General features: G+C 71.8%; 16 protein-coding genes and 1 rRNA gene. 13 read left to right on the plus strand and 4 right to left on the minus strand.

What is annotated here, in order from left to right:
* The first annotated feature begins 173 nt into the window (after positions 1–173).
* The 9 genes from bamA to G3576_RS27370 are packed head-to-tail and all read left to right on the plus strand — an operon-like array spanning position 174 to position 9,318.
* Positions 174–2,504 carry an outer membrane protein assembly factor BamA gene (gene bamA, locus G3576_RS27330; protein ID WP_164697660.1) on the plus strand — a complete coding sequence of 777 codons (2,331 nt, stop codon included), beginning with the start codon at positions 174–176 and terminating at the stop codon, positions 2,502–2,504.
* Positions 2,505–2,526: 22 nt separating this feature from the next.
* Positions 2,527–3,291: an OmpH family outer membrane protein gene (locus tag G3576_RS27335; RefSeq protein WP_164697661.1), complete on the plus strand. Its 765-nt coding sequence runs from the start codon at positions 2,527–2,529 to the stop codon at positions 3,289–3,291.
* A 4-nt stretch (positions 3,292–3,295) separates the two neighbouring features.
* Positions 3,296–4,327: a UDP-3-O-(3-hydroxymyristoyl)glucosamine N-acyltransferase gene (lpxD, locus tag G3576_RS27340; RefSeq protein ID WP_164697662.1), complete on the plus strand. Its 1,032-nt coding sequence runs from the start codon at positions 3,296–3,298 to the stop codon at positions 4,325–4,327.
* A gap of 53 nt (positions 4,328–4,380) precedes the next feature.
* Positions 4,381–4,866 (plus strand): 3-hydroxyacyl-ACP dehydratase FabZ, encoded by a 486-nt coding sequence (gene fabZ, locus G3576_RS27345; RefSeq protein ID WP_164697663.1) that lies wholly within the window; start codon positions 4,381–4,383, stop codon positions 4,864–4,866.
* 41 nt (positions 4,867–4,907) lie between these two features.
* Positions 4,908–5,738 (plus strand): acyl-ACP--UDP-N-acetylglucosamine O-acyltransferase, encoded by an 831-nt coding sequence (gene lpxA, locus G3576_RS27350; RefSeq protein ID WP_164697678.1) that lies wholly within the window; start codon positions 4,908–4,910, stop codon positions 5,736–5,738.
* Positions 5,735–6,646, plus strand: a complete 912-nt coding sequence (locus G3576_RS27355; protein ID WP_328729951.1) for an LpxI family protein — start codon at positions 5,735–5,737, stop codon at positions 6,644–6,646. Before lpxA ends, G3576_RS27355 begins: the two co-directional genes overlap by 4 nt.
* Positions 6,643–7,032 (plus strand): lactoylglutathione lyase, encoded by a 390-nt coding sequence (gene gloA / locus G3576_RS27360; RefSeq protein WP_164697664.1) that lies wholly within the window; start codon positions 6,643–6,645, stop codon positions 7,030–7,032. Before G3576_RS27355 ends, gloA begins: the two co-directional genes overlap by 4 nt.
* 13 nt (positions 7,033–7,045) lie before the next feature.
* Positions 7,046–8,443 (plus strand): YcjX family protein, encoded by a 1,398-nt coding sequence (locus G3576_RS27365; RefSeq protein WP_164697665.1) that lies wholly within the window; start codon positions 7,046–7,048, stop codon positions 8,441–8,443.
* Entirely contained in the window at positions 8,440–9,318 is an 879-nt protein-coding gene (locus G3576_RS27370; protein ID WP_164697666.1) for a DUF697 domain-containing protein, read from the plus strand. The genes G3576_RS27365 and G3576_RS27370 overlap by 4 nt, the downstream gene beginning before the upstream one ends.
* 179 nt (positions 9,319–9,497) lie before the next feature.
* Here G3576_RS27370 and G3576_RS32425 read toward each other — a convergent pair whose 3' ends face one another.
* From G3576_RS32425 to G3576_RS27390, 4 genes are all read right to left on the minus strand, one after another.
* The gene (locus G3576_RS32425; protein WP_164697667.1) at positions 9,498–13,766 is read right to left on the minus strand and encodes a beta strand repeat-containing protein; all 4,269 of its coding nucleotides are present in this window, start codon (positions 13,764–13,766) and stop codon (positions 9,498–9,500) included.
* Between the two features lie 122 nt (positions 13,767–13,888).
* Positions 13,889–14,626, minus strand: a complete 738-nt coding sequence (locus G3576_RS27380) for a hypothetical protein (protein WP_164697668.1) — start codon at positions 14,624–14,626, stop codon at positions 13,889–13,891.
* 218 nt (positions 14,627–14,844) lie between these two features.
* Entirely contained in the window at positions 14,845–16,242 is a 1,398-nt protein-coding gene (gene gltX, locus G3576_RS27385) for a glutamate--tRNA ligase (RefSeq protein ID WP_164697669.1), read from the minus strand.
* Between the two features lie 90 nt (positions 16,243–16,332).
* Positions 16,333–16,572: a DUF1127 domain-containing protein gene (locus tag G3576_RS27390; RefSeq protein WP_164697670.1), complete on the minus strand. Its 240-nt coding sequence runs from the start codon at positions 16,570–16,572 to the stop codon at positions 16,333–16,335.
* A 140-nt stretch (positions 16,573–16,712) separates the two neighbouring features.
* On the opposite strand from G3576_RS27390, the gene G3576_RS27395 reads away from it, so the two are divergent.
* The 4 genes from G3576_RS27395 to G3576_RS27410 form a co-directional block, all read left to right on the plus strand.
* On the plus strand, positions 16,713–17,621 hold the full coding sequence (locus G3576_RS27395; RefSeq protein WP_235952484.1) for a LysR family transcriptional regulator: 909 nt from the start codon (positions 16,713–16,715) through the stop codon (positions 17,619–17,621).
* A gap of 73 nt (positions 17,622–17,694) precedes the next feature.
* Positions 17,695–18,666, plus strand: a complete 972-nt coding sequence (locus G3576_RS27400; RefSeq protein WP_235952485.1) for a tripartite tricarboxylate transporter substrate-binding protein — start codon at positions 17,695–17,697, stop codon at positions 18,664–18,666.
* 98 nt (positions 18,667–18,764) lie between these two features.
* Entirely contained in the window at positions 18,765–19,736 is a 972-nt protein-coding gene (locus G3576_RS27405; protein ID WP_164697673.1) for a Bug family tripartite tricarboxylate transporter substrate binding protein, read from the plus strand.
* A gap of 522 nt (positions 19,737–20,258) precedes the next feature.
* Positions 20,259–20,334 (plus strand): 16S ribosomal RNA (locus G3576_RS27410); the annotation flags it as partial.

Consider the following 20,334-nt stretch of genomic DNA (forward strand, 5'->3'; position numbering starts at 1 on the left):
GGCGGCGCGCGGCGGGTTTCCCGCCGCCCGACGCTGCCACCATGCCGCCTTGTTCCCGGGCGAATGAGGCCCGGGGCGGAACCCGGCGCGGCCATTCCCGGGCAGGGGTGGCGGCGCCGGGTCCGCTCGGCTAGTCTCCGGCCCCGCCTCCACCCCCCCCAGGGAATTGCGCCTTGGTCGCCAACCGGCTCCTGTTGCTCGCCGCCACCTGCCTTGTCCCGGTCGCGCTCGCGCTGCCGGCCGAGGCCCAGACTCGCGGTCCCCGCCAGCCTGCCCCCGCTGCCGCCCCTGCGCAGGGGATCGTCCGCGGCATCGACGTGGTGGGCAGCCAGCGCATCGAGCAGGACACGATCCGCTCCTACATGCTGCTGCAGCCCGGCGACGCCTTCGATGCGGACCGGCTCGACCGCAGCCTGCGCACGCTGTTCGCGACCGGCCTGTTCCGCGACGTGACGGTGACGCGGGTCGGCGACCGCATCCGCGTGCAGGTCGAGGAGAACCCGATCGTCAATCGCGTGGCCTTCGAGGGCAACAGCAAGGTCAGCGATGACGTGTTGCGCCCGGAAGTGCAGCTGCGCCCGCGCGCCGTGTTCACGCCGCAGCAGGCGCAGGCGGACCGGCAGCGGATCCTCGACCTCTACGCCCGCCGGGGCCGCTTCGCCGCGCGCGTCGAGCCCAAGCTCATCCAGCTCGACCAGAACCGCGTGGACGTGGTGTTCGAGATCACGGAAGGCGACGCGGCGCTGGTCAGCCGCATCAACTTCATCGGCAACAACGCCTTCTCCGACAGCCGGCTGCGCGACGTGGTGGCGACGCGGGAACAGGCCTGGTACCGCCTGCTGTCCACCTCCGACATCTACGATCCGGAGCGGCTGAACTTCGACCGCGAACTGCTGCGCCGCTACTACCTCCGCAGCGGCTATGCCGATGTGCAGGTGACGGCCGCGACGGCCGAGCTAGCGCCGGACCGCAGCGGCTTCTTCGTGACCTATACGCTGGATGAGGGCGTGCGCTACCGCGTCGGCCAGGTGCAGATCACCAGCACCATGCGCGGCGTGGATACCGAGGCCCTGCGCCGCGAACTCGCGGTGGAGGAAGGCGCCTGGTACGACGGCGACGCGGTGGAGCGTTCGGTCGAGGCGCTCTCCGACGCCGTCGGCCTCCGCGGCATCCCCTTCGTCGAGGTTCGCCCGCGCGTGGTGCGGGACCGCGAGGCGCGGCGCGTGGACATCACCTTCGAGGTGGCGGAAGGCACGCGCGCCTATGTCGAGCGCATCGACATCCAGGGCAATGCCCGCACGCAGGACCGCGTCATCCGCCGCGAGTTCCGCATCGCGGAAGGCGATGCCTTCAACGCCGCGCAGGTGCGCCGGTCCCGCCAGCGCATCCGCGACCTCGGCTATTTCGGCCAGGCGGAGATCACGGCGCAGCCCGGCTCCGCGCCCGACCGCACGGTGCTGCAGACGACGGTGACGGAACGCGCCACGGGCGAGGTCTCGCTCGGCGGCGGCTTCTCCACCGATGCAGGCTTCCTGACCGATTTCGGCGTCCGGGAACGCAACTTCCTCGGCACCGGCATCGATGCGCGGCTGCAGACCATGCTGGCGCAGCGCCGCACGCAGGTCGACTTCTCGATCACCGACCCGTCCTTCCTGGACCGCAACCTCGCGGCGGGCATCGACCTGTTCTACGTCACGCGCAACCTGACGGAGACGTCGGGCTACCGCGAGAAGCGGGTCGGCATGGCGCTGCGCGCGGGCTACGAGTTCAACGAGCGGGTGCGGCAGAGCTGGGCCTACAGCCTGGTGCAGCGCGACATCTTCGACATCACGAGCGACGCCAGCCGCTTCATCCTGGAACAGCGCGGCCAGACGCTGCTGTCCCAGATCGGCACCACGCTGTCCTATGACGTGCGCGACAGCCGGATCGAGCCCAAGAGCGGCTACATCATCCGCGTCGGCACCGATGTCGCGGGCCTTGGCGGCGATGTCGCCTATGTCCGGCTCCGCGGCGACGTGGCCGGCTACATCCCGCTGGAGCGCTTCTTCGGCGACAGCGACTACGTGCTGGCGCTGCAGGCTGGCGTCGGCCAGCTGACGCCCTGGGGCGGACGGCCGGAGCGCATCATCGACCGCTTCTTCCTCGGCGGCGACAATCTGCGCGGCTTCTCGCTCGCGGGCGCAGGTCCGCGCGACGTGCCTTCGGGCGACCCGCTCGGCGGCCGCCTGATCTGGACGCAGACCACGGAACTCCGCTTCCCGCTGCCGCTGCCTTCCGAACTCGGGCTGCTGGGTCGTGCCTTCGTGGATATCGGCTCGCTGTCCAACACGCCGGTGACCGGCACGGGGGTGGCGGATGACAGCAGCCCCCGCGTGGGTGCCGGTGTCGGCCTGTCCTGGCGCACGCCGGTCGGCCTCATCAACATCGACGTCGCCCAGGCGCTGGTGAAGAAGTCCTATGACGAGACGCAGCTTGTGCGCTTCGGCTTCGGCACGCGCTTCTGAGCAGTTTCAGGATCATCCATCGATGCGTCTGCGTCTTCTCCTCTCAGCTTCCCTGATCGCCCTGGCGGTGGCGCCGGCCCTGCCGCGCCATGCCGCGGCCCAGGCGCAGGGCCAGGAATGGTTCGTGCCCGGCCAGGGCCAGCAGCGGCCGCAGGGCCAGCCGGCCCAGGGCCAGCGGCCCCCGCAGGGCCAGGCGCAGCGTCCGGCGGCCCCGGCCGCGGGACAGCGCACGCCCGCGCCGGTGATCGCCATCGTCGACATCCCCGAGGTCCAGCGCCTCTCCGCCGCCTTCAACCAGGTGCGGGAGGAGATCGAGCGCCGCCGCGCCCGGCTGAACGAGGATCTGCAGCGCGAGCAGGCGCGGTGGCGGGAGGAGCAGCAGTCGCTCGCCGCCGCGCGCGCGACGCTGGCGCCGGAGCAGCTCCGCAACCGGGAGCGGGAGTTGCAGGACCGCATCACCGATGCGCAGCGCATCTTCCGCGACCGGTCGCGCGCCATCGACCAGGCGGCGCAGCAGGGACTGCAGCAGATCGAGCAGGCGCTGGGGGCGGTGATCCGCCAGGTCGCGGCCTCCCGCGGCGTGAACATCGTGCTGCCGCGGCCGCTGGTAATCTTCAACGAATCGGGCTTCGACCTGACGGATGAGATCAGTGCGCAGATGAACCGCGTGCTCCGCAGCGTCACCATGCTGCCGGAAGCCGCGGCGCCGATCGAGCCGCCGCCGGCCGCCGCGGCGCCCGCCGCCCCGGCGACCCCGCCGGCTGCCCCGCCCGCCCGCCGGAACTGATCCCATGGCCGCCGATCCCCGCTTCTTCCGGGCGGGGGCCGCGCTGACCCTCGCCGAGGCCGCAGCCGCGGCGGGGGGCGAGCTGGTCGGTGGCGACCCCGCGCAGCGCGTCACTGGTGTGGGTCCGCTGCATGAGGCGGGGCCGGACGCCGTGAGCTTCCTGGACAACCGGCGCTACCTGCCGCAACTCGCCGGCACGAAGGCGGCCGCGGTGGTCATCGCGAAGGATTTCGCGGCGCGCGTGCCGGAAGACGTGGCCGCCATCGTCACGGCGAACCCCTATCTCGGCTTCGGCCGCGTGGCGCGCGCGCTGTTCCCGGCACCGGCGCCGAGGCCCGGCATCCATCCGACCGCCGTGGTCGATGCCTCCGCCACGGTGGGCGAGGGGGTGGAGATCGGCCCCTATGCCGTGGTGGAGGCCGGTGCCGAGATCGGCGCGGGCTGCGTGATCGGCCCCCATGCCGTGGTCGGCGCCGGCGTGGTGCTGGGGGAGGGCTGCCGGATCGGCGCCCATGCCAGCCTCAGCCATTGCGTCGCCGGCCGCCTTGTCGTGCTGCATCCCGGCGCGCGGGTGGGGCAGGAGGGCTTCGGCTTCGCGGTGACGCCGGAAGGGCGGTTCGAGACGATGCCGCAGCTCGGCCGCGTGCTGCTGGGCGATGCCGTAGAGGTGGGCGCCAATGCCTGCATCGACCGCGGCAGCCAGGGCGACACGGTGCTCGGGGCGGGCACGCGCCTCGACAATCTGGTGCAGATCGGCCACAACGTGAGGACGGGGCGCGCCTGCGTGCTGGTGTCCCAGGTCGGTGTTTCCGGCTCCACGACCCTCGGCGACGGCGTTCAGATGGGTGGCCAGGCCGGGACGACGGGCCATATCGCCATCGGTGACCGCGCGCAGATCGCCGCCCAGTCCGGCGTGATGTCGGACGTGGCGGCTGGCGAGGTCGTCGGCGGATCGCCGGCCTGGCCGCTGCGGGAAACGCTGCGCGCCTTCGCCACGCTGCGCAAGCTCGCGGCCAAGCCGGCCACCAGGGGCTGAGGGACCGGCCGCGGCGCGCCGCGCCGGGAAGGGACGGGACGGAAGAGACGACGATGGACCAGAGCACAGAACCCCAGGCGGCAACGCCCGCCGCGACCGTAGAACCCTATGACATCGCCCGCATCATGCAGGCGATCCCGCACCGCTTCCCCTTCCTGCTGGTGGACCGCGTCGTGGACATCGTCCCCAACGTCTCCGCCGTCGGCATCAAGAACGTCTCCATCAACGAGAACTTCTTCCAGGGCCACTTCCCGCAGCATCCGGTCTTCCCGGGCGTGCTGATCATCGAGAGCATGGCGCAGACCGCCGCCGTGCTGGTGGTGGAGACGCTGGGGCCCTCCGCCCAGGGCAAGCTGGTCTATTTCATGACGGTGGACAGCGCGAAGTTCCGCAAGCCCGTGGTGCCGGGCGACCAGATGCGCGTGCATGTCGTGAAGGAGAAGCAGCGCGGCAACATCTGGCGCTTCAACGCCGAGGCGAAGGTGGACGGCAAGGTCGTGGCCGAGGCCACCTACGCCGCCATGATTCTCGATAAGTGAACGGACAAGCCACCGTGGACGCCGTGCCGCCGCCCGCCGGCATCCATGCCGATGCCTTCATCCATCCTGCCGCCCATGTGGCGCCCGGCGCCAGCATCGGCGCGGGCTGCCGCATCGGGCCGGGCTGCGTCGTCTCCGCCGAGGCGGTGCTGGAGGCGGGGGTCGAGCTGGTGGCGCATGTCGTCATCGACGGCCGCGCCTTCATCGGCGCGGGGGCGAAGATCTTCCCCTTCGCGACCATCGGCCTGCCGCCGCAGGACCTGAAGTACAAGGGCGAGCCGACGGGCGTGTCCATCGGCGCGCGCACGCAGGTGCGGGAGCACGCCACCATCCATCGCGGCAGCACGGGCGGCGACGGCATGACGCGGATCGGCGCCGATTGCCTGGTGATGTGCGTGGCGCATGTGGGGCATGACTGCCGGATCGGCGATGGCGTGATCCTGGTGAACAACGTCATGCTGGCCGGCCATGTCGAGATCGGCGACTTCGCCGTGATCCAGGGCGGCGCCGCCATCCAGCAATTCGTGCGCATCGGCCGCATGGCCATGGTTGCCGGCATGTCGGGGGTGGAGCGCAACGTGCTGCCCTATGGCCGCGCCAAGGGCTATCGCGCCAAACTGCACGGCCTCAACACCATTGCCATGCGCCGGCGCCTCGGCCTGTCCAAGGACCAGGTGATGGTGGTGGCGCGGGCGGTGCATGACCTCTATCGCGGCGGGCGGCCGGAGGACCATGTGGAGGCGATCGCCGCCGCGCATCCCGGCAACGCGCTGGTGTCGGAGATCCTCGCCTTCGCGCGCAACCGTGGCCGCCATGGCCTCTGCCCCTTCGGCCGTGCGGCGGAGGAGGAGGAGGGCGGGGAGGCCGCGTGAGCCTGCCGCCCCCGATCCGCAACCCGGCACAGCCGGGACAGCTGCCGGCCCAGCCGCTCGGCCTGATTGCCGGCGGCGGCGTGATGCCGCTCCGCGTGGCGGACGCGGCGCGCCGCGCCGGCAGGCCGGTCTTCGCCGTGCTGCTCCAGGGCTTCGCCGATCCGGCGGAATGGCGGGACTACCGCCATGGGGTGGTGCGCCTGGGGGAGGTGGGGCAGGCGCTGTCGCTGCTGCGCCGCGCGGGCGCGCGGGACCTTGTGCTGGCCGGTCGCGTGCAGCGGCCCTCCATCCTGTCGCTGCGGCTCGACGCCGAAGGCGCGCGGCTGCTGGCGCGGATCGGGCGCAAGGCGCTGTTCGGCGGCGATGACGCCCTGCTCAGCGCCGTCGTCTCCGTGCTTCGCGAACAGGGCTTCAACCCCATCGGCGCGCAGGAGGTCTTCCAGGCGCTGCTGATCGAGGAGGGTGTCGCCACGCGGGCGCGGCCGGATGCGGAGGCGTGGGAGGACATCCGGCGGGGCATCGGCGTCTGTCGCCAGCTCGGCCAGGCGGATACGGGGCAGGGCTGCGTCGTGCAGCAGGGGCTGGTGCTGGCGGTGGAGGCGATCGAGGGAACCGACGCGATGCTCGCGCGCTCCGGCGCGCTGCGGCGGGAGGGGGATGGCGGCGTGCTGGTGAAGCTGGTGAAGCCGGCGCAGAGCAAGCTGGTGGACCTGCCCGTGATCGGCCCCGACACCATCCGCGCCGCCGCCGCCGCCGGGCTGCGCGGCATCGCGGTGGAAGCGCGGCGCGATGGCCACTACGGGACCATCGTGATCGACCGCGACGCCACCATATCCGCTGCCGATGCCGCCGGGCTGTTCCTGGTGGCGATCAACATCGACAAGACCCTGCAAGGACACACGCCATGAGCAGCCTGCTGCACACCATGATCCGCGTCGGCAACCTGGAGCGGAGCGTGGACTTCTACACGCGACTGCTCGGCATGAAGGAACTGCGCCGCCGCGACGTGCCGGAGGGCAAGTACACGCTGGTCTTCGTGGGCTATGCGGAGGAGGCGACCGGCGCCGCCGTGGTGGAGCTGACCTACAACTACGGGACCGAGAAGTACGACCTCGGCAATGCCTTCGGGCACCTCGCCGTCGGCGTGCCGGATGTCTACGGCATGTGCGAGGCGCTGCGCGCGGCGGGTGCCAAGATCACGCGGGAGCCAGGGCCGGTGAAGTTCGGCACCACGGTCATCGCCTTCGTCGAGGACCCGGACGGCTACAAGATCGAGCTGATCGAGCGGAAGTAAGCGCCGCGCCCTCATGCCGCTGCTGACCCCGATCGAGGACGCGCTGGCCGGCATGTCCGACCTGGCGCGGGCCATGGCGGGGCGGGAACGCGTTCGCCTGGCCGTCACCGGCCTGTCGCGGGCCGGCAAGACGGTGTTCCTGACCTCCGTGGTGGCGAATCTGCTGGCGGCGGGGCAGGGCGCGCGGACCCTGCCGGCGCTGGAAGCGGCCGCCGGCGGAAGGCTGCGCGGCGTGCGGCTGGTGCCGGCGGGCACGGAGGCAACGCCGCGCTTCGACGCGCCGGGGCATCTGGCGGCGCTCGCCGCCGATCCGCCGCGCTGGCCGGGGCGGACCGAGGATCTTTCCACGCTGGAGCTGGAGCTGACCGTCTCACCCGCCTCCTGGCTCGGCCAGGCGCGGGGGATGGTGATGGGGGACCGGCGGGTCACGCTGGAACTGCTGGACTATCCCGGGGAGTGGCTGCTCGACCTGCCCATGCTGGAGCAGGGGTTCGAGGAGTGGTCGCGGGAGACGCTGGCGCGGCTCCGCGTGGGGCGGCGGGCGGAGGCGGCGGCCGAGTTCCTGGCCTTCGTCGATGCGCTGCCGCCGCGGGCGACGGCGGAGGAGGCGCTGGCGCGGGAGGGCTTCCGCCTGTATCGCGCTGCCCTGCTGCGGCTGCGGGACGAGATGGGGTTCCGCTTCCTGCAGCCGGGCCGGGCGCTGAATCCGGGCCCGCGGGGGGAGGCGCCGCTGCTCTGGTTCTTCCCGCTGCCGGAGGGCCATGGCGGCGGCCTCGCGGACCTGCTGCGGCGCCGGCATGCGGCGTATCTCGCTGACCAGCGCGCCGCCTTCTTCGATCCCTTCTTCCGCCGCTTCCACCGCCAGGTGGTGCTGGTGGATGCGCTGGGCGCGCTGCATGCCGGGGAGCAGGCCTTCGACGACACGGCGGAGGCGCTGGCCGCCATCGCCGCGGCGCTGCGCCAGGGCGGCGGGTGGATGGACCTCCTGACCGGGCAGGGGGTGCGGCGCGTCGGCTTTGCGGCGACCAAGGCGGATCACGTTCCCGCGCGGGCGCGGGAGGCCCTGGCCTCCCTGATGGGGGACCTGGTCGGGCGGCAGACGCCCTCCGTGCTGGGGGCGGAGACGCCGGTGCGGGCGATCGCGGCCATCCGCTGCACGGAGGATACTTCCGCCCTGCTGGAGGGGCGGCCGGTCGCCGCCGTGCGCGGCGTGTTGATGCGCGACGGGCGCCTCACGCCCGTCTATCCCGGCGAGGTGCCGCTGCGGCGCCCCGGGCCGGAGTTCTGGGACGCGCCCTATTTCGAGATGCCGGCCTTCCAGCCGCCCCGCCTGCTGGGTGACGGGGCCGCCGGCATTCCCCATCTGGGTCTCGACGCGCTGCTGGCGGCGCTGATCGGAGACCTGTTGTGAGCGAGAAGATGCCGCGCGGCCCGCGGGTGCTGACGGAGGAGGCGGCGCGGCCGGCGCCGCGGCTCGACCTCGGCTGGGACCAGGCGGTGGTGCCGGTGGCGCCGCCGCCCATCTCGCGGCGCTGGTCGGCGCCGGCCCTGGCGGCCATGGGTGTGCTGGTGCTGCTGCTCGGCCTGTCCGCGATCGATGTGGCGGGCTTCGTGGCGGACCAGTTCGCGCGGGGCGCGCCGCTGGGCTGGCTGACCCTGGGCGTGGCGGCGCTCGGCTACGGCTTGATCGGCTGGGCCGGGCTGCGGGAGCTGCGCGGCCTGGCGGCGCTGGAAAGCGTGGAACGTGGCCGGGAAGCGGTGGCGCGGGGCGACCATGCCGCCGCCCGGCGGGCGGTGCTGGACTGGGCGGCGCGGGTGCCGGCGGCGGCGCCTACCCTGCCGGCGCTGAAGCAGGCAAGTGACCTGCCGACCCTGCTCGCGCTGCTGGAAGCCGGGCCGCTGGCGGCGCTGGACCGGCAGGCGGTGGCGGCGGGGCGGGCGGCCGCCCTGCAATCCCTGGCCGCGACGGCCGTGGTGCCATCCCCGGCGCTGGACGGGCTGTTCATCGCCTGGCGCGGCGTGCGGCTGGTGCGGGAGGTCGCGGCGATCCATGGGTTGCGGCCCGGCGTCGCGGGCACGCTGAAGCTGCTGCGGCGGACGCTGTTCGAGGCGGGCGCGGTGGCGGCGGCGGACATCGCCATCAATGCGGCGGTGACGGCGGTGACGACCAACCCGCTGGTGGCGAGCGTGGTGGGCGATGCGGCGACAGGGGCCGTCGCGGCGCGGCGGATGCTGCTGCTGGCGCGGGCGGCGTCGCGAGCCTGCCGGATCGTCACGCCGCGGTAGGCTGTGGCTTTTTAGTCACTAAGCGACTTATGCCGTTTATGCCGATTAGGGGCGTTTAGCACCGTTTTCGCGCACCGCTTTTGGACAAATTCCCGGCGCGGCAGCGACCGGGCGCGGCTGTGGCGCTGGCGTTCCGAACATAGCAGGAACGGCAGCGCCGGTGCCAGCGGAAACGGGGCTCAGCGCAGCTCGATATTGTCCGCGTCGAACAGGTCGATCGTGACGCCGCGGAGGATGACGCTGTCCTGGCCGAGGGTCAGCAGGACATCAGCGCCGGATTGCAGCATGGCCGCCTTGGCGGCGCCGACATCGGCGAAGCCGTAGCCGGCCAGGACCAGGCGGTCCTCCTCCGCGTCGAAATCGGTGATGAGGTCCGGATCCTCGCTGCGGTAGCGGTCGAACTCCGCGGCCGGCAGGTTCTCCAGCACGAACTCATCGGCGCCGGCGCCGCCCGTCAGCGTATCCGCCCCCAGCCCGCCATCCAGCGTATCCGCCCCGGCGTCGCCCTCGAGGCTGTCGTCACCGACCTGGCCCAGCAGGCTGTCCGCCCCCGACCCGCCCAGCATCGTGTCGTCGCCCTTGCCGCCCTGGAGGGAGTCATTGCCGCCAAGGCCCGAGAGCAGGTTGTCCGTGGCGTTGCCGAGGATGAGGTTGCCGAGGTCGTTGCCTGTGCCGAGGCGGGCCGAGCCGGGGACGAGGCTGAGGTTCTCGACCTCCGCCGCCAAATTGTGGTCGAGCCAGGCGGTGACCCAGTCGGCGCTGCCGCCGCCGGCCTGTTCGATGACGCGGTCGCCGGCATCGGTGACCTCGTAGCGGTCATTCCCCGCGCCGCCTTCCATCGTATCGGCGCCGGCCTGGCCGAGCAGGGTGTCGGCGCCGAGGCCGCCGAGCAGGTGGTCGTCGCCGCTGCCGCCGAGCAGGCGCGCGGCGGTGTCGCCGGCCTGGATGGTGTCGTTGCCGGTGCCGCCATCGATGTAGGCGGCGCCGCCGGTCACGCGGATGATGTCGTCGCCCGCGCCGCCCTGCACCACGGCGACGCTGCCGCCGGCGATGATGCTGTCGTTCCCTTCCCGCCCATCCAGCATGGCGGCGCCGGCCTCGGTGGAGAGCGTGTCGTTGCCCGCGCCGCCGAAAAGCTGGTCTCCCGCATGGCCGCCGACCAGGCTGTCATCGCCATTGCCGCCGAAGAGGGTGGCGGCGTCGTCGCCCAGGTTCCGCAGCAGGTCGCGGCCGCCATTGCCGTTCAGATACTGCGCGCCCATCGCCGTCAGCGTGTCGTCGCCCGCGCCGCCCAGCAGCGTATCGGCGCCGAGGCCGCCGGTGATGACATCATTCGCGCCCTCTCCCATCAGGAGGGAGGCGCCGGTTCCGCCGGTGATCGTGTCCGCGGCGAGACCGCCGGAGAGGGTGGCGCCGCCGGCGCCCTCGTCCCGCAGCACGTCGCGGCCGGATTCGCCCCGCAGCAGGTTCGCGCCGCCGGCGGAGAGCGTGTCATGGCCCGTGCCGCCGGCGAGGGTGCTGGCGCCGGTGCCACCGGCGAGGGAGTCGTTCCCGGCATCGCCGGAGATGAAGGAGGTTCCGGCGGTGGTCACGCCTCCGCCCAGCCCGCCGCCGCCGCCGCCAAGCCCGATGCCGGCGCCCCCGTACAGGTAGTCGGCGCTCAACAGGCTCGGCCCGGTGGCGATCGTGGCGAGCAGCACGTCATCGCCATCGCCGCCGACCAGGGTGGCGCCACCGGAGAGCAGGTCATTCCCCGTGCCGCCATCCAGCAAGGCGTAGGCGTCGCCATGCAGCGTGTCATCGCCCGCGCCGCCCCGGAGCAGCGCGCCGCCCTGCAGCGAGTCACCGCCTTCCCCGCCATCCAGGGTCGAAGCGCGGCCACCCACCAGGGTATCGTCGCCGAGCCCGCCCGCGAGGGTCGCGGCGCCCGCGATGGTGGTGGCGAGGTGGTCGTCACCCTCTCCGCCGAGAAGCGTCGCGCCGCCCGCCAGGCTGTCATCGCCGGTGCCGCCATCGAGGCGGGAGGCATCGAGGCCGAGCAGCGTGTCGTCACCCTCTCCGCCGAGAAGCGTCGCGCCGCCTGCCAGGCTGTCATCGCCGCTGCCGCCATCGAGGCGGGAGGCATCGAGGCCGAGCAGCGTGTCGTGCCCCGCCCCACCTTGAAGCGTCGCGCCGCCGGTCAGGCGGTCATCGCCCGAACCGCCATCGAGGCGGGAGCCGTCGAGGCCGAGCAGCGTGTCCTCGCCATCGCCGCCGGCCAGCACCAGGCCGCCGGAGAGGTAGTCGTTGCCCGTGCCGCCATCGAGCGTGGCGCTTCCGCCGCCCAGCAGCGTGTCGTCATCCGCGCCGCCGGAAAGGCTGACGGCGCCGGGTGACGTCGCGGCCAGGACATCGTTGCCGGCGCCACCATCCAGCACGTCGCCGTCCATGCCGGAGAGCCTGTCGTCGCCGGCCTCGCCCAGCAGGGTATCGGCCTCCGCGCCGCCATCCAGCAGGTCGTTCCCGCCGCCGCCGAGCAGGCTGTCCGCGCCCTCCGCCCCGAAGACGCTGTCGGCGCCCTCGCCGGCCTGGATGTGGTCCGCGCCGGTGAAGCCCCAGATGGAGTCGGCGGCGCCGCTGCCGGTGATCGTGTCCCCGAAATCGCTGCCGTACAGGCCCTCGAACCCGCCTTGCAGGCTGTCGGTGCCGCCTCGCCCATCGCTGGCGATGCCGGTGGCGAGATTGATGACGGCGCCGGTGGCGCCTTCGCGGTAGGAGAGGATGTCGGCGCTGCCGTCCCCTCCCGTCAGCGTGTCATTGCCAGCGCCGCCCGAGAGAGTGTCGTTGCCGGTGCCGCCATCCAGCAGGTCGTGCCCCGTGCCGCCCTGCAGCAAGTCCTGCCCGCCATCGCCGCGCAGGGTGGAGGCGCCGGTGCCGCCTTGCAGATTGTCGTCATCCTCTCCGCCGGAGAGGGAGGCGCCATCGGCGCCGGCGAAAAGGTAGTCATCGCCGCCCATGCCCGCCAGCGTGTCGATGCCGGCGCCGCCCTGCAATTCGTTGGCGGCTGCCGTGCCGATGATGTGGTCGGCATAGGCGGAGCCGGTGACATGCTCGACATTCGCGAGGCCGCCGGTGGCGAAGGCGCCTTCCCCGAAGGTGAAGCCGGGCAGGTTGACGGTGAAGACGCTGCCGGGTGGCGCGCCCGAGGAGGCCGGGGTGACGCCGGAGAAATCGATGCGGTCGATGCCGGCCCCGCCATCGATCTGGTCTTCGCCGGCACCATTGGCGACGTAGTCGTCGCCCTCGCCGCCATCGAGCAGTTCATAGCCCGTGCCGCCGATCAGCGTGTCGTTGCCGGCGGCGCCGCGCAGCGTATCGGCATCGATGCCGCCGAGCAGGACGTCGTCGCCATCGCCGCCCCAGAGGCTGTCGGCGCTTTCCCCGCCATCGAGGTTGTCGTTGCCGGCGCCGCCATCCAGGGTATCGACGTCGAGCCCGCCGCGCAGCGTGTCGTCCCCCGCGCCGCCATCCAGGCTGTCCGCGCTGGCATCGCCGGAGAGCTGGTCATGGCCGTCGCCGCCGAGCAGCGTATCGGGGGCGTCGCCGCCGGAGAGGGTGTCATCCCCGCCATCGCCGCGCAGCACATCCTGGCTGGCGCCGCCATCGAGCAGATCGTTGCCCGCGCCGCCTTCGAGGGTGTCCCCATCCAGGCCGCCGGAGAGGGTATCGGCGCCGTCGCCGCCGGAGAGGCTGTCCGTGCCCTGTTCTCCGTTGAGCTGGTCAGCGCCGTCGCCGCCGTCCAGCGCATCGGCGTCGTCGCCGCCATTCAGCGTGTCGTCGCCCGCGCCGCCGAGGAGGCTGTCGGTGCCGGCCTCGCCGTTCAGCTGGTCGGAATCGGCCTGGCCTTCGAGGGTATCGGCATCCGACCCGCCATTCAGCGTATCGGCGCCGGCCCCGCCCAGCAGCCAGTCGGTGCCGTCATCGCCGTTCACCTGGTCGTTGCCGGCGCCGCCATCCAGGCTGTCCGCGGCGATGCCGCCGGAGAGGGTATCCTGCCCATCCGCGCCATTCAGGCTGTCGGCGCCCGCTTCGCCGAACAGGCGATCGTCGCCGATGCTGCCATCCAGCGTATCGTCGGATTCGCCGCCGAAGAGGGTGTCCGCATCCTCGCCGCCGATGATCGAATCGGCGCCCTCGCCGCCGAAGAGGCTGTCGGCGCCCAGGCCGCCATAGACGGCATCATTGTCGGCGAGGGCGAAGATGGTGTCGGCGCCATCGCCGCCGACCAGCACGTCATTGCCCTCATCGCCATGGATGCGGTCGTCGCCGCCGCCGCCATCGAGGGTATCGTGGCCGCGCAGGCCGAAGAGGGTATCGGCCCCCTCGCCGGGCGCCCCGCCGGTGACGCCTTCCGACTGGAAGGCGGGGGTGGCGACGTCGTCGCCGTCAGCGCCGACGATCACGGGCATCGGGGTATCCTGGGGTGGAGGCGGCGGGCAGGGCGGCGAGTATTCGCGCGATCGGGTCGGCTCCGCAACGCATCAGGAGGCGAGCGGCGCCGGCCGGTTGCAACCGGCGGCGCCACCCGTGGTCAGGCCGTGCGGGAGCCGGGCAGGGGGGTGGCCCAGGCGGGCAGGGCGGCCGGGGTCGGCGCGGGGGGCAGGGGCGCGGCGTCCGGGGCGATGCCGGTGGCGGCCAGGATATGGGCCTCCATCGCGGCCTGGAGATCCTTGCCTGGCCAGAGGCCCTGTCCGGGTTGGAGGGCGCCGTTCGGGGCCAGGCCATCGGGCAGGGTGGCCAGGGTGGCGAAGCGGAGCACGGTGGCGGCGGGGAGGCGGACGGCGTCCTGCGCCTGGACGGGGGCGACGAGGGCGGTGCCATCGGCCTGGAGCGTCACGGTGACGGGGCCGAAGACGCCGGTGGCGGTGATGGCCTCCGCCAGGCGGCGGGCTTCCATCCGCGCCGCTTCCTCGAAGGGGCTGCGCAGCAGCGGCGGGAGATCGCCGGGCGGGATGTCCTGCATCGCGGCGTTGCGGTCCCGGCGGGGGCGGCTGGAAAGCGTGCGGGCGGCCCCGGTGGGCAGGGGGGCGGTGGAGACGGAGTGCAGCATATCCTCCCGCGCCATGCGGCCCGGGGCGGCGGCGGCGATGGTGGCGCGTTCGGTCGGGAAGAGGATGGCGTGGCCCCAGAAGCAGCAGACGAGGCCCATGCCGCCGAGGGCGAGTTCGACCGGCAGGGGGAGGCGGGCGAGGGCCATGATCAGCGCGGTCCAGAGGCCGACGCCGGTGAGACCGAGGAGCCAGAAAGCCAGCTTGGGTAGCCCACGCATGACATCCTCCTGATGCGGATGCGCACCAAATCGCGCGTCTTAAGTTATTTTTTAGATGTTCCGGGCGGAGGGGGTCAAGCGGAATCGCCCGATTATGCCTAATCGAGCGCACATTCTTATTATTTAGATAAAATCAGCCCATGAGGCTTGGGTTGCAAGGGCCCGCTGGCCCTTGCCGTGGGGGTTCAAAGGGGGAGCAGCGCTCCCCCTTTGTCCTGTCAGCGGTTGGCGGCCGCCGTGATCCGCAGCAGCGATTCATCCCGCCCCAGCGCGACCAGCACCGCGTCGATCGGCGGCGACTGGGTGCTGCCGGTCAGCGCCACGCGGAGCGGCTGGGCCACCTGGCCGAGCTTCACCTGCTTCACCTCGGCGTAGTCACGCAGCCAGCGTTCCAGGTCCTGCTTCTCCCACGGCGCATCCGCCAGGAACTCGGAGAGGTCGGCGAGGCGCGCCTTGGCGTCGGGCGTGAGCAGCGCCGCCGCCTTGGCGTCGGGTTCGGGCGCACCGTCGCCGATCGCGAAGATGGTGGCGTTGGCCAGGTCCTCGATGGTGCGGGCGCGTTCCTTCAGGTCGGGCATCAGGGCGCGGATGCGGGCGGCGGCGGTGGTGCCGAAATCGATGCCGCGCTTCGTGAGGCGCGCGGTGACGTCGTGCAGCAGTCGGTCGTCATCGGCGGCACGGAGATAGACCGCGTTCACATGGGACAGCTTGGCGTAGTCCATGCGGGAGGCGGCGCGGCCGACATCCTTGAGGTCGAAGAGCTCGATCGCGCGGTCGCGGGGCACGATCTCCTCATCGCCATGGCCCCAGCCGAGGCGGAGCAGGTAGTTGCAGACGGCTTCCGGCAGCAGCCCCTGCTCCCGGAATTCCAGCGCGCCGACGGCGCCGTGGCGCTTGGACAGCTTGGCGCCGTCCGCGCCGTGGATAAGGGGGATGTGGGCGAAGGCCGGCCGCCGCCATCCCATGGCGTCATAGACCATGCACTGGCGGAAGGTGTTGGTCAGGTGGTCGTCGCCGCGGATGACATGGGTGATGCCCATGTCGTGGTCGTCCACCACCACGGCATGCAGGTAGGTGGGCGTGCCGTCGGAGCGGAGGATGATCATGTCATCCAGCTCCGCATGGTTCACGCGGACATCGCCCTGCACGAGGTCCGGCACCAGCGTCTCCCCGCCCTTGGGTGCCTTGATGCGGATGGCGGGGGCGATGGCGGGGGCCTTGGCCGGGTCGAGGTCGATCCAGCGGCTGCCATCGTATTTGAAGGGGCGCTTCTGGGCCTCGGCTTCCGCCCGGGCGGCGGCGAGTTCGTCGGGCGTGTCATAGGCGAGGTAGGCGGCGCCCTTCGCCAGGAGCTCGCGCGCGACCTCGGCGTGGCGGGCCTCGCGGCTCGACTGCATCACGGGGGGCTCGTCGGGGGAGAGGCCGAGCCAGGCGAGGCTTTCCAGGATCTGGTCCACCGCTTCCTGGGTGCTGCGCTGCTTGTCCGTATCCTCGATGCGCAGCAGGTACTGGCCGCCATGCCGGCGCGCGAAGAGGAAGTTGAACAGCGCGGTGCGGGCGCCGCCGATATGGAGGTAGCCGGTGGGGGAGGGGGCGAAGCGGGTGCGGACCGACATGGGTTCCAGTTCCGGAGACGGCAGGAGAGGGCCGATCCGGTAGCGCAGATCTGCGCCCGCCGGAATGGCCGGCGGGCGCTGCATCGGGACCTACATTCCCCTGGGGCCGAAATCCCAAGGCGCGCGGTTGGCTTCCTCGGCGGCGTCCATCCGCGTCAGGCCGATATCCTTCAGCATGCGGTCATCCATCTCGGCGAGGTAGCGGCGCGTGGTGACGGCGCGGAGTGCCTGGCCGAGCCAGTCCAGCCAGGTGTTGCCCGCGACTGCCTTGCGGCGGGCGGCGGTGCCGCTCTGCCGGAGGGCACCCGGGGTGATCACGAAGCCGGACATGGTGTGCATTCCTTCTGCTGCCGGCCCCGCGGGCCGGATGGCTGTTGCCAGTGGTGGCAACGGAAGGATCGGATAGCGGGAAGGATCAGTAAAACGAGTTCTGTTGACGTTGCGCATCAGATTTGTTGATGATGGTCGCCATGGCAGCCCCACCCCCTGGCCTCGACCCCGACCTGCTGCGCAGCTTCGTGCTGATCGCGGAGGGCGGGTCCTTCACCCGCGCGGCGGAACGCGTGGGGCGGACGCAGAGCGCGATCTCCATGCAGATCCGCCGGCTGGAGGAGATGCTGGGGCATCCCCTGCTGATGCGCACGCCGAAGGGGGTGCAGCCGACGCCGCAGGGCGCCTGGCTGCTCGACCGGGCGCGGGAGATGCTGGCGCTGAACGACGAGATCATCGGCAATTTCAGGGCGCCGCCGATGGTGGGAACGGTCAGGCTCGGCACGCCCGACGACTACGCGCTGAACTGGCTGCCGCAGATCCTGGCGCGCTTCGCGGAGACCTATCCGGCCGTCGAGCTGGACGTGACCTGCCTGAACTCCGACGCGCTGGCGGTGCATTTCCGCGAAGGGCGGCTCGACATGACCCTGATCAGCGAGGGGCAGGAACCGCAGGGCGCGCCGGCGCAGCGGGTGTGGCGGGGGCCGCTGCGATGGGTCGGCAGCCCGCGGCACGGGCTGCATCGGCGGGAGCCCCTGCCGCTGGCGCTGTCGCGCCCCGATGCGGTCTGCACCTGGCGGAACGCGGCGCTGACGGCGCTGCGCAAGCAGGGGCGGGCAGCGCGCGTGACCTACAATTCGGCCACGCAGACCGGATGCTTCACCGTGGCGCTGGCAGGGCTGGCGCTGACCGTCAGCACGCCGACGACGCTGCCCGAGGGCCTCTCCTGGATGGGGGAGGCGGAGGGGCTGCCCGCGTTGCCGGACATGGGCATCCTGCTGCTTCGTCACGAAGCCGCGATGGGGGTGCCGGCGGCGGATGCGCTGGCGCGGCACATCGCGGAAGGGTTCGGCCGGGCGGGCGGGACGGGGGTGCCGATCGCGGCGTGACGTCATGCGGTCGGGCCTTGATCGCCCGCCCCTGCCGTGCGGCAATGGGCGCAACGAACCAGGGAGACCGATGATGTTCAAGCGCCGCGCCGTGCTCGCCGCCCCCCTTGCCACGCTGGCCGCGCCGCGGGTCGCGGGGGCGCAGGGCGCCTGGCCGGACCGGCCGATCCGGATCATCATCCCCTTCCCGCCGGGCGGGTCCAACGACACGGTCGCGCGCATCCTGCAGCCGAAGATGCAGGAGATCCTGGGCCGGCCGATCGTGGTGGAGAACCGGGCGGGTGCATCCGGTTCGGTCGGGAACGGGGAGGCCGCGCGGGCGGCACCGGATGGCTACACCTGGTGCCTGGCGAACGACACGCTGGCCACCAACGACACGCTGATGCAACTGCCCTACCGCGCGGGGGAGAGCTTCACCTACTGCACCCTCGTCGGCACCTGCCCCTATGCGCTGGTGACCCACCCGCAGCAGCCCTTCCAGCAGTTCAGCCAGATGGTGACGGCGGCCAAGGCGGCGCCGAAGACGCTGAACTACGCGACCACGGGGGTCGGCAGCGGCGCCCATATCGCGACCGTGCTGCTGCAGCAGCGCGGGGGGTTCGAACTGGAGCACGTGCCCTATCGCGGCGGCGGGCCGGCGCTGCAGGACAGCCTGGCGGGGCATGTGCCGCTGTTCATGTCCAACATCGTGATCATCCTGCCGCATATCCGGCAGGGCGCGCTGCGCCCGCTCGGCATCACGCAGAAGACGCGGAGCCGCTTCCTGCCGGACGTCATCCCCTTCGCCGACCAGGGCTTCCCGGATTTCGAGGCCCTGACCTACTGGGTGCTGGTGGGGCCCGCGCGGATTCCGGCGCCGATCACGGCTCGGATGCAGCAGGCGGTGGCGCAGGCGCTGCAGGACGCCAATGTCCAGGCGCGGATGGCCGACCAGGGGGCGGAGATCGTGGCGAGCACGCCCCAGCAGACCGAGGCCTTCGTCCGCTCCGAGATCGAGAAATGGGGCAAGGTGATCCGCGACAACGACATCCGCGCGGATAGCTGACGGCGCTGTGGCCGGTGCCTCGCTTGTGCGGGGCGCCGGTGGATGGCATGGGTCGGGAAAGGGCAATCGCCCGCCAATTCCGGGGAGGAGTCGAGCGCATGGTCCAGCGCCGCAGTCTTATCGCCTTGTCCGCCATGGGTATCGCCACGCCCGCCGTGTTGCGCGCGCAGGGCAGCTGGCCCGACCGGCCCATCCGCCTGATCGTCCCCTGGGCGCCCGGCGGGTCCACCGACACGATCGCCCGCCTGTTCCAGCCGCGGCTCGCGCAGGTGCTCGGCCAGCCCGTGGTGATCGAGAACCGCGGCGGCGCCTCCGGCGCCATCGGTGCGGCGGAGGCGGCAAGGGCGCCGGCGGATGGCTCCACCTGGATGTTCCAGTACGACAATGAGGGGCCGAACCAGACCCTGATGCGGCTGACCTACCGGACGCTCGAGGCCTTCGCGCCGGTGAGCCTGGTGGCGACGGGGCCGCTGGCGATGGTCTGCCACAGCTCCACGCCCTTCCGGACCTTCCGGGACGTAGTGGATGCCGCGAAGCGGGAGCCCGATCGGTACAACTACGCGACCTCCGGCGCCGGCGGCCTTGCGCATATCGCGACGACGCTGCTGCAGCAGCAGAACGGCTTCAAGCTGACCCATGTGCCCTATCGCGGCGGCGGGCCGGCCGTGACGGCGGCGGTGGCGAACGAGGTGCCGCTGTTCATGACGAACGTGGTCATCGTGTCCCAGCACATCCGGAACGGGACGCTGCGGCCGCTCGGCGTGACGACGCGGACGGAAAGCCGGCACGTGCCGGGGACACCGAGCTTCGCGCAGCAGGGCTTCGGCGATTTCGAGGCACCGACCTGGTGGGCGATGTTCGGCCGGGCCGGGACGCCGCAGCCGATCATGGACCGGATGCATGCGGCGCTGACGCAGGTGCTGCGGGAGCCCGAGGTCAAGGCGCGGATCGAGGAGCAGGGCTGCGACATCCAGGCGACGGATGGCGAGACCTGCCGGCGTTTCGTCGCGAACGAGATCGAGCGCTGGGGGCAGGTGATCCGGGACAACGGGATCCGCGCCGACAGCTGAGCGGGTCGCGTCGCCGCGCGATTTCTGTGGATAAGTTGAGACGATGTGCAGGGGCGGTCCTTCCGGGGCCGCCCCTTTTGCATGGCGAACCCAGGAGTTCTGCGGCTTTCACGGGGGTGAGGTGGGGTTCCGCATCCTGTTTGACAGTTGTGGGTCTGGGACTTAGAAAGCGCTCACCGACGACGAGGTGGTCTTGAAGACCGGCGGGACTTCCGCTAGCTTCTCTGGCCCGCCCTGGAGGCGGTATCGAGACAGTCGAGGCTGGGCGCCCTGAGAGGGGAACGGCTTCTGGTTGCCTCACTTGTTCATTGAGACTGTGCATCTGTTGAGGGAAGTAGAGTGGTTGCCCTTGGTTGAGTGGCTTCCTGCTGCTTGTCCTGAAGGTCCTGTGAGGGGCTGGAGGGTATGGGTACGGGGGGAAGGGTGGCCGGATGGAATTTGTGTCGGTGTTGAGTGAGTTAGGCGGGTAAGGATCGCTGGTTGAGTGTCGTCTGAGATGGCGATGTGAGATCGGGGATTGTTGAACCTGAGAGTTTGATCCTGGCTCAGAGTGAACGCTGGCGGCATGCTTAACACATGCAAGTCGCACGGTCAGCAA

It is taken from the genome of Falsiroseomonas algicola (genome assembly GCF_011040385.1).
GTDB classification, from domain to species: Bacteria; Pseudomonadota; Alphaproteobacteria; order Acetobacterales; family Acetobacteraceae; genus Falsiroseomonas; species Falsiroseomonas algicola.

What these genes read in the sequence shown, in the direction of transcription:
- G3576_RS27335 (WP_164697661.1), top strand. Translation starts at nt 2,527, where the DNA reads ATGCGTCTGCGTCTTCTCCTCTCAGCTTCCCTGATCGCCCTGGCGGTG.
- lpxD (WP_164697662.1), top strand. Translation starts at nt 3,296, where the DNA reads ATGGCCGCCGATCCCCGCTTCTTCCGGGCGGGGGCCGCGCTGACCCTC.
- fabZ (WP_164697663.1), top strand. Translation starts at nt 4,381, where the DNA reads ATGGACCAGAGCACAGAACCCCAGGCGGCAACGCCCGCCGCGACCGTA.
- gloA (WP_164697664.1), top strand. Translation starts at nt 6,643, where the DNA reads ATGAGCAGCCTGCTGCACACCATGATCCGCGTCGGCAACCTGGAGCGG.
- G3576_RS27365 (WP_164697665.1), top strand. Translation starts at nt 7,046, where the DNA reads ATGCCGCTGCTGACCCCGATCGAGGACGCGCTGGCCGGCATGTCCGAC.
- G3576_RS32425 (WP_164697667.1), bottom strand. Translation starts at nt 13,766, where the DNA reads ATGCCCGTGATCGTCGGCGCTGACGGCGACGACGTCGCCACCCCCGCC.
- G3576_RS27380 (WP_164697668.1), bottom strand. Translation starts at nt 14,626, where the DNA reads ATGCGTGGGCTACCCAAGCTGGCTTTCTGGCTCCTCGGTCTCACCGGC.
- gltX (WP_164697669.1), bottom strand. Translation starts at nt 16,242, where the DNA reads ATGTCGGTCCGCACCCGCTTCGCCCCCTCCCCCACCGGCTACCTCCAT.
- G3576_RS27390 (WP_164697670.1), bottom strand. Translation starts at nt 16,572, where the DNA reads ATGTCCGGCTTCGTGATCACCCCGGGTGCCCTCCGGCAGAGCGGCACC.
- G3576_RS27395 (WP_235952484.1), top strand. Translation starts at nt 16,713, where the DNA reads ATGGCAGCCCCACCCCCTGGCCTCGACCCCGACCTGCTGCGCAGCTTC.
- G3576_RS27400 (WP_235952485.1), top strand. Translation starts at nt 17,695, where the DNA reads ATGTTCAAGCGCCGCGCCGTGCTCGCCGCCCCCCTTGCCACGCTGGCC.
- G3576_RS27405 (WP_164697673.1), top strand. Translation starts at nt 18,765, where the DNA reads ATGGTCCAGCGCCGCAGTCTTATCGCCTTGTCCGCCATGGGTATCGCC.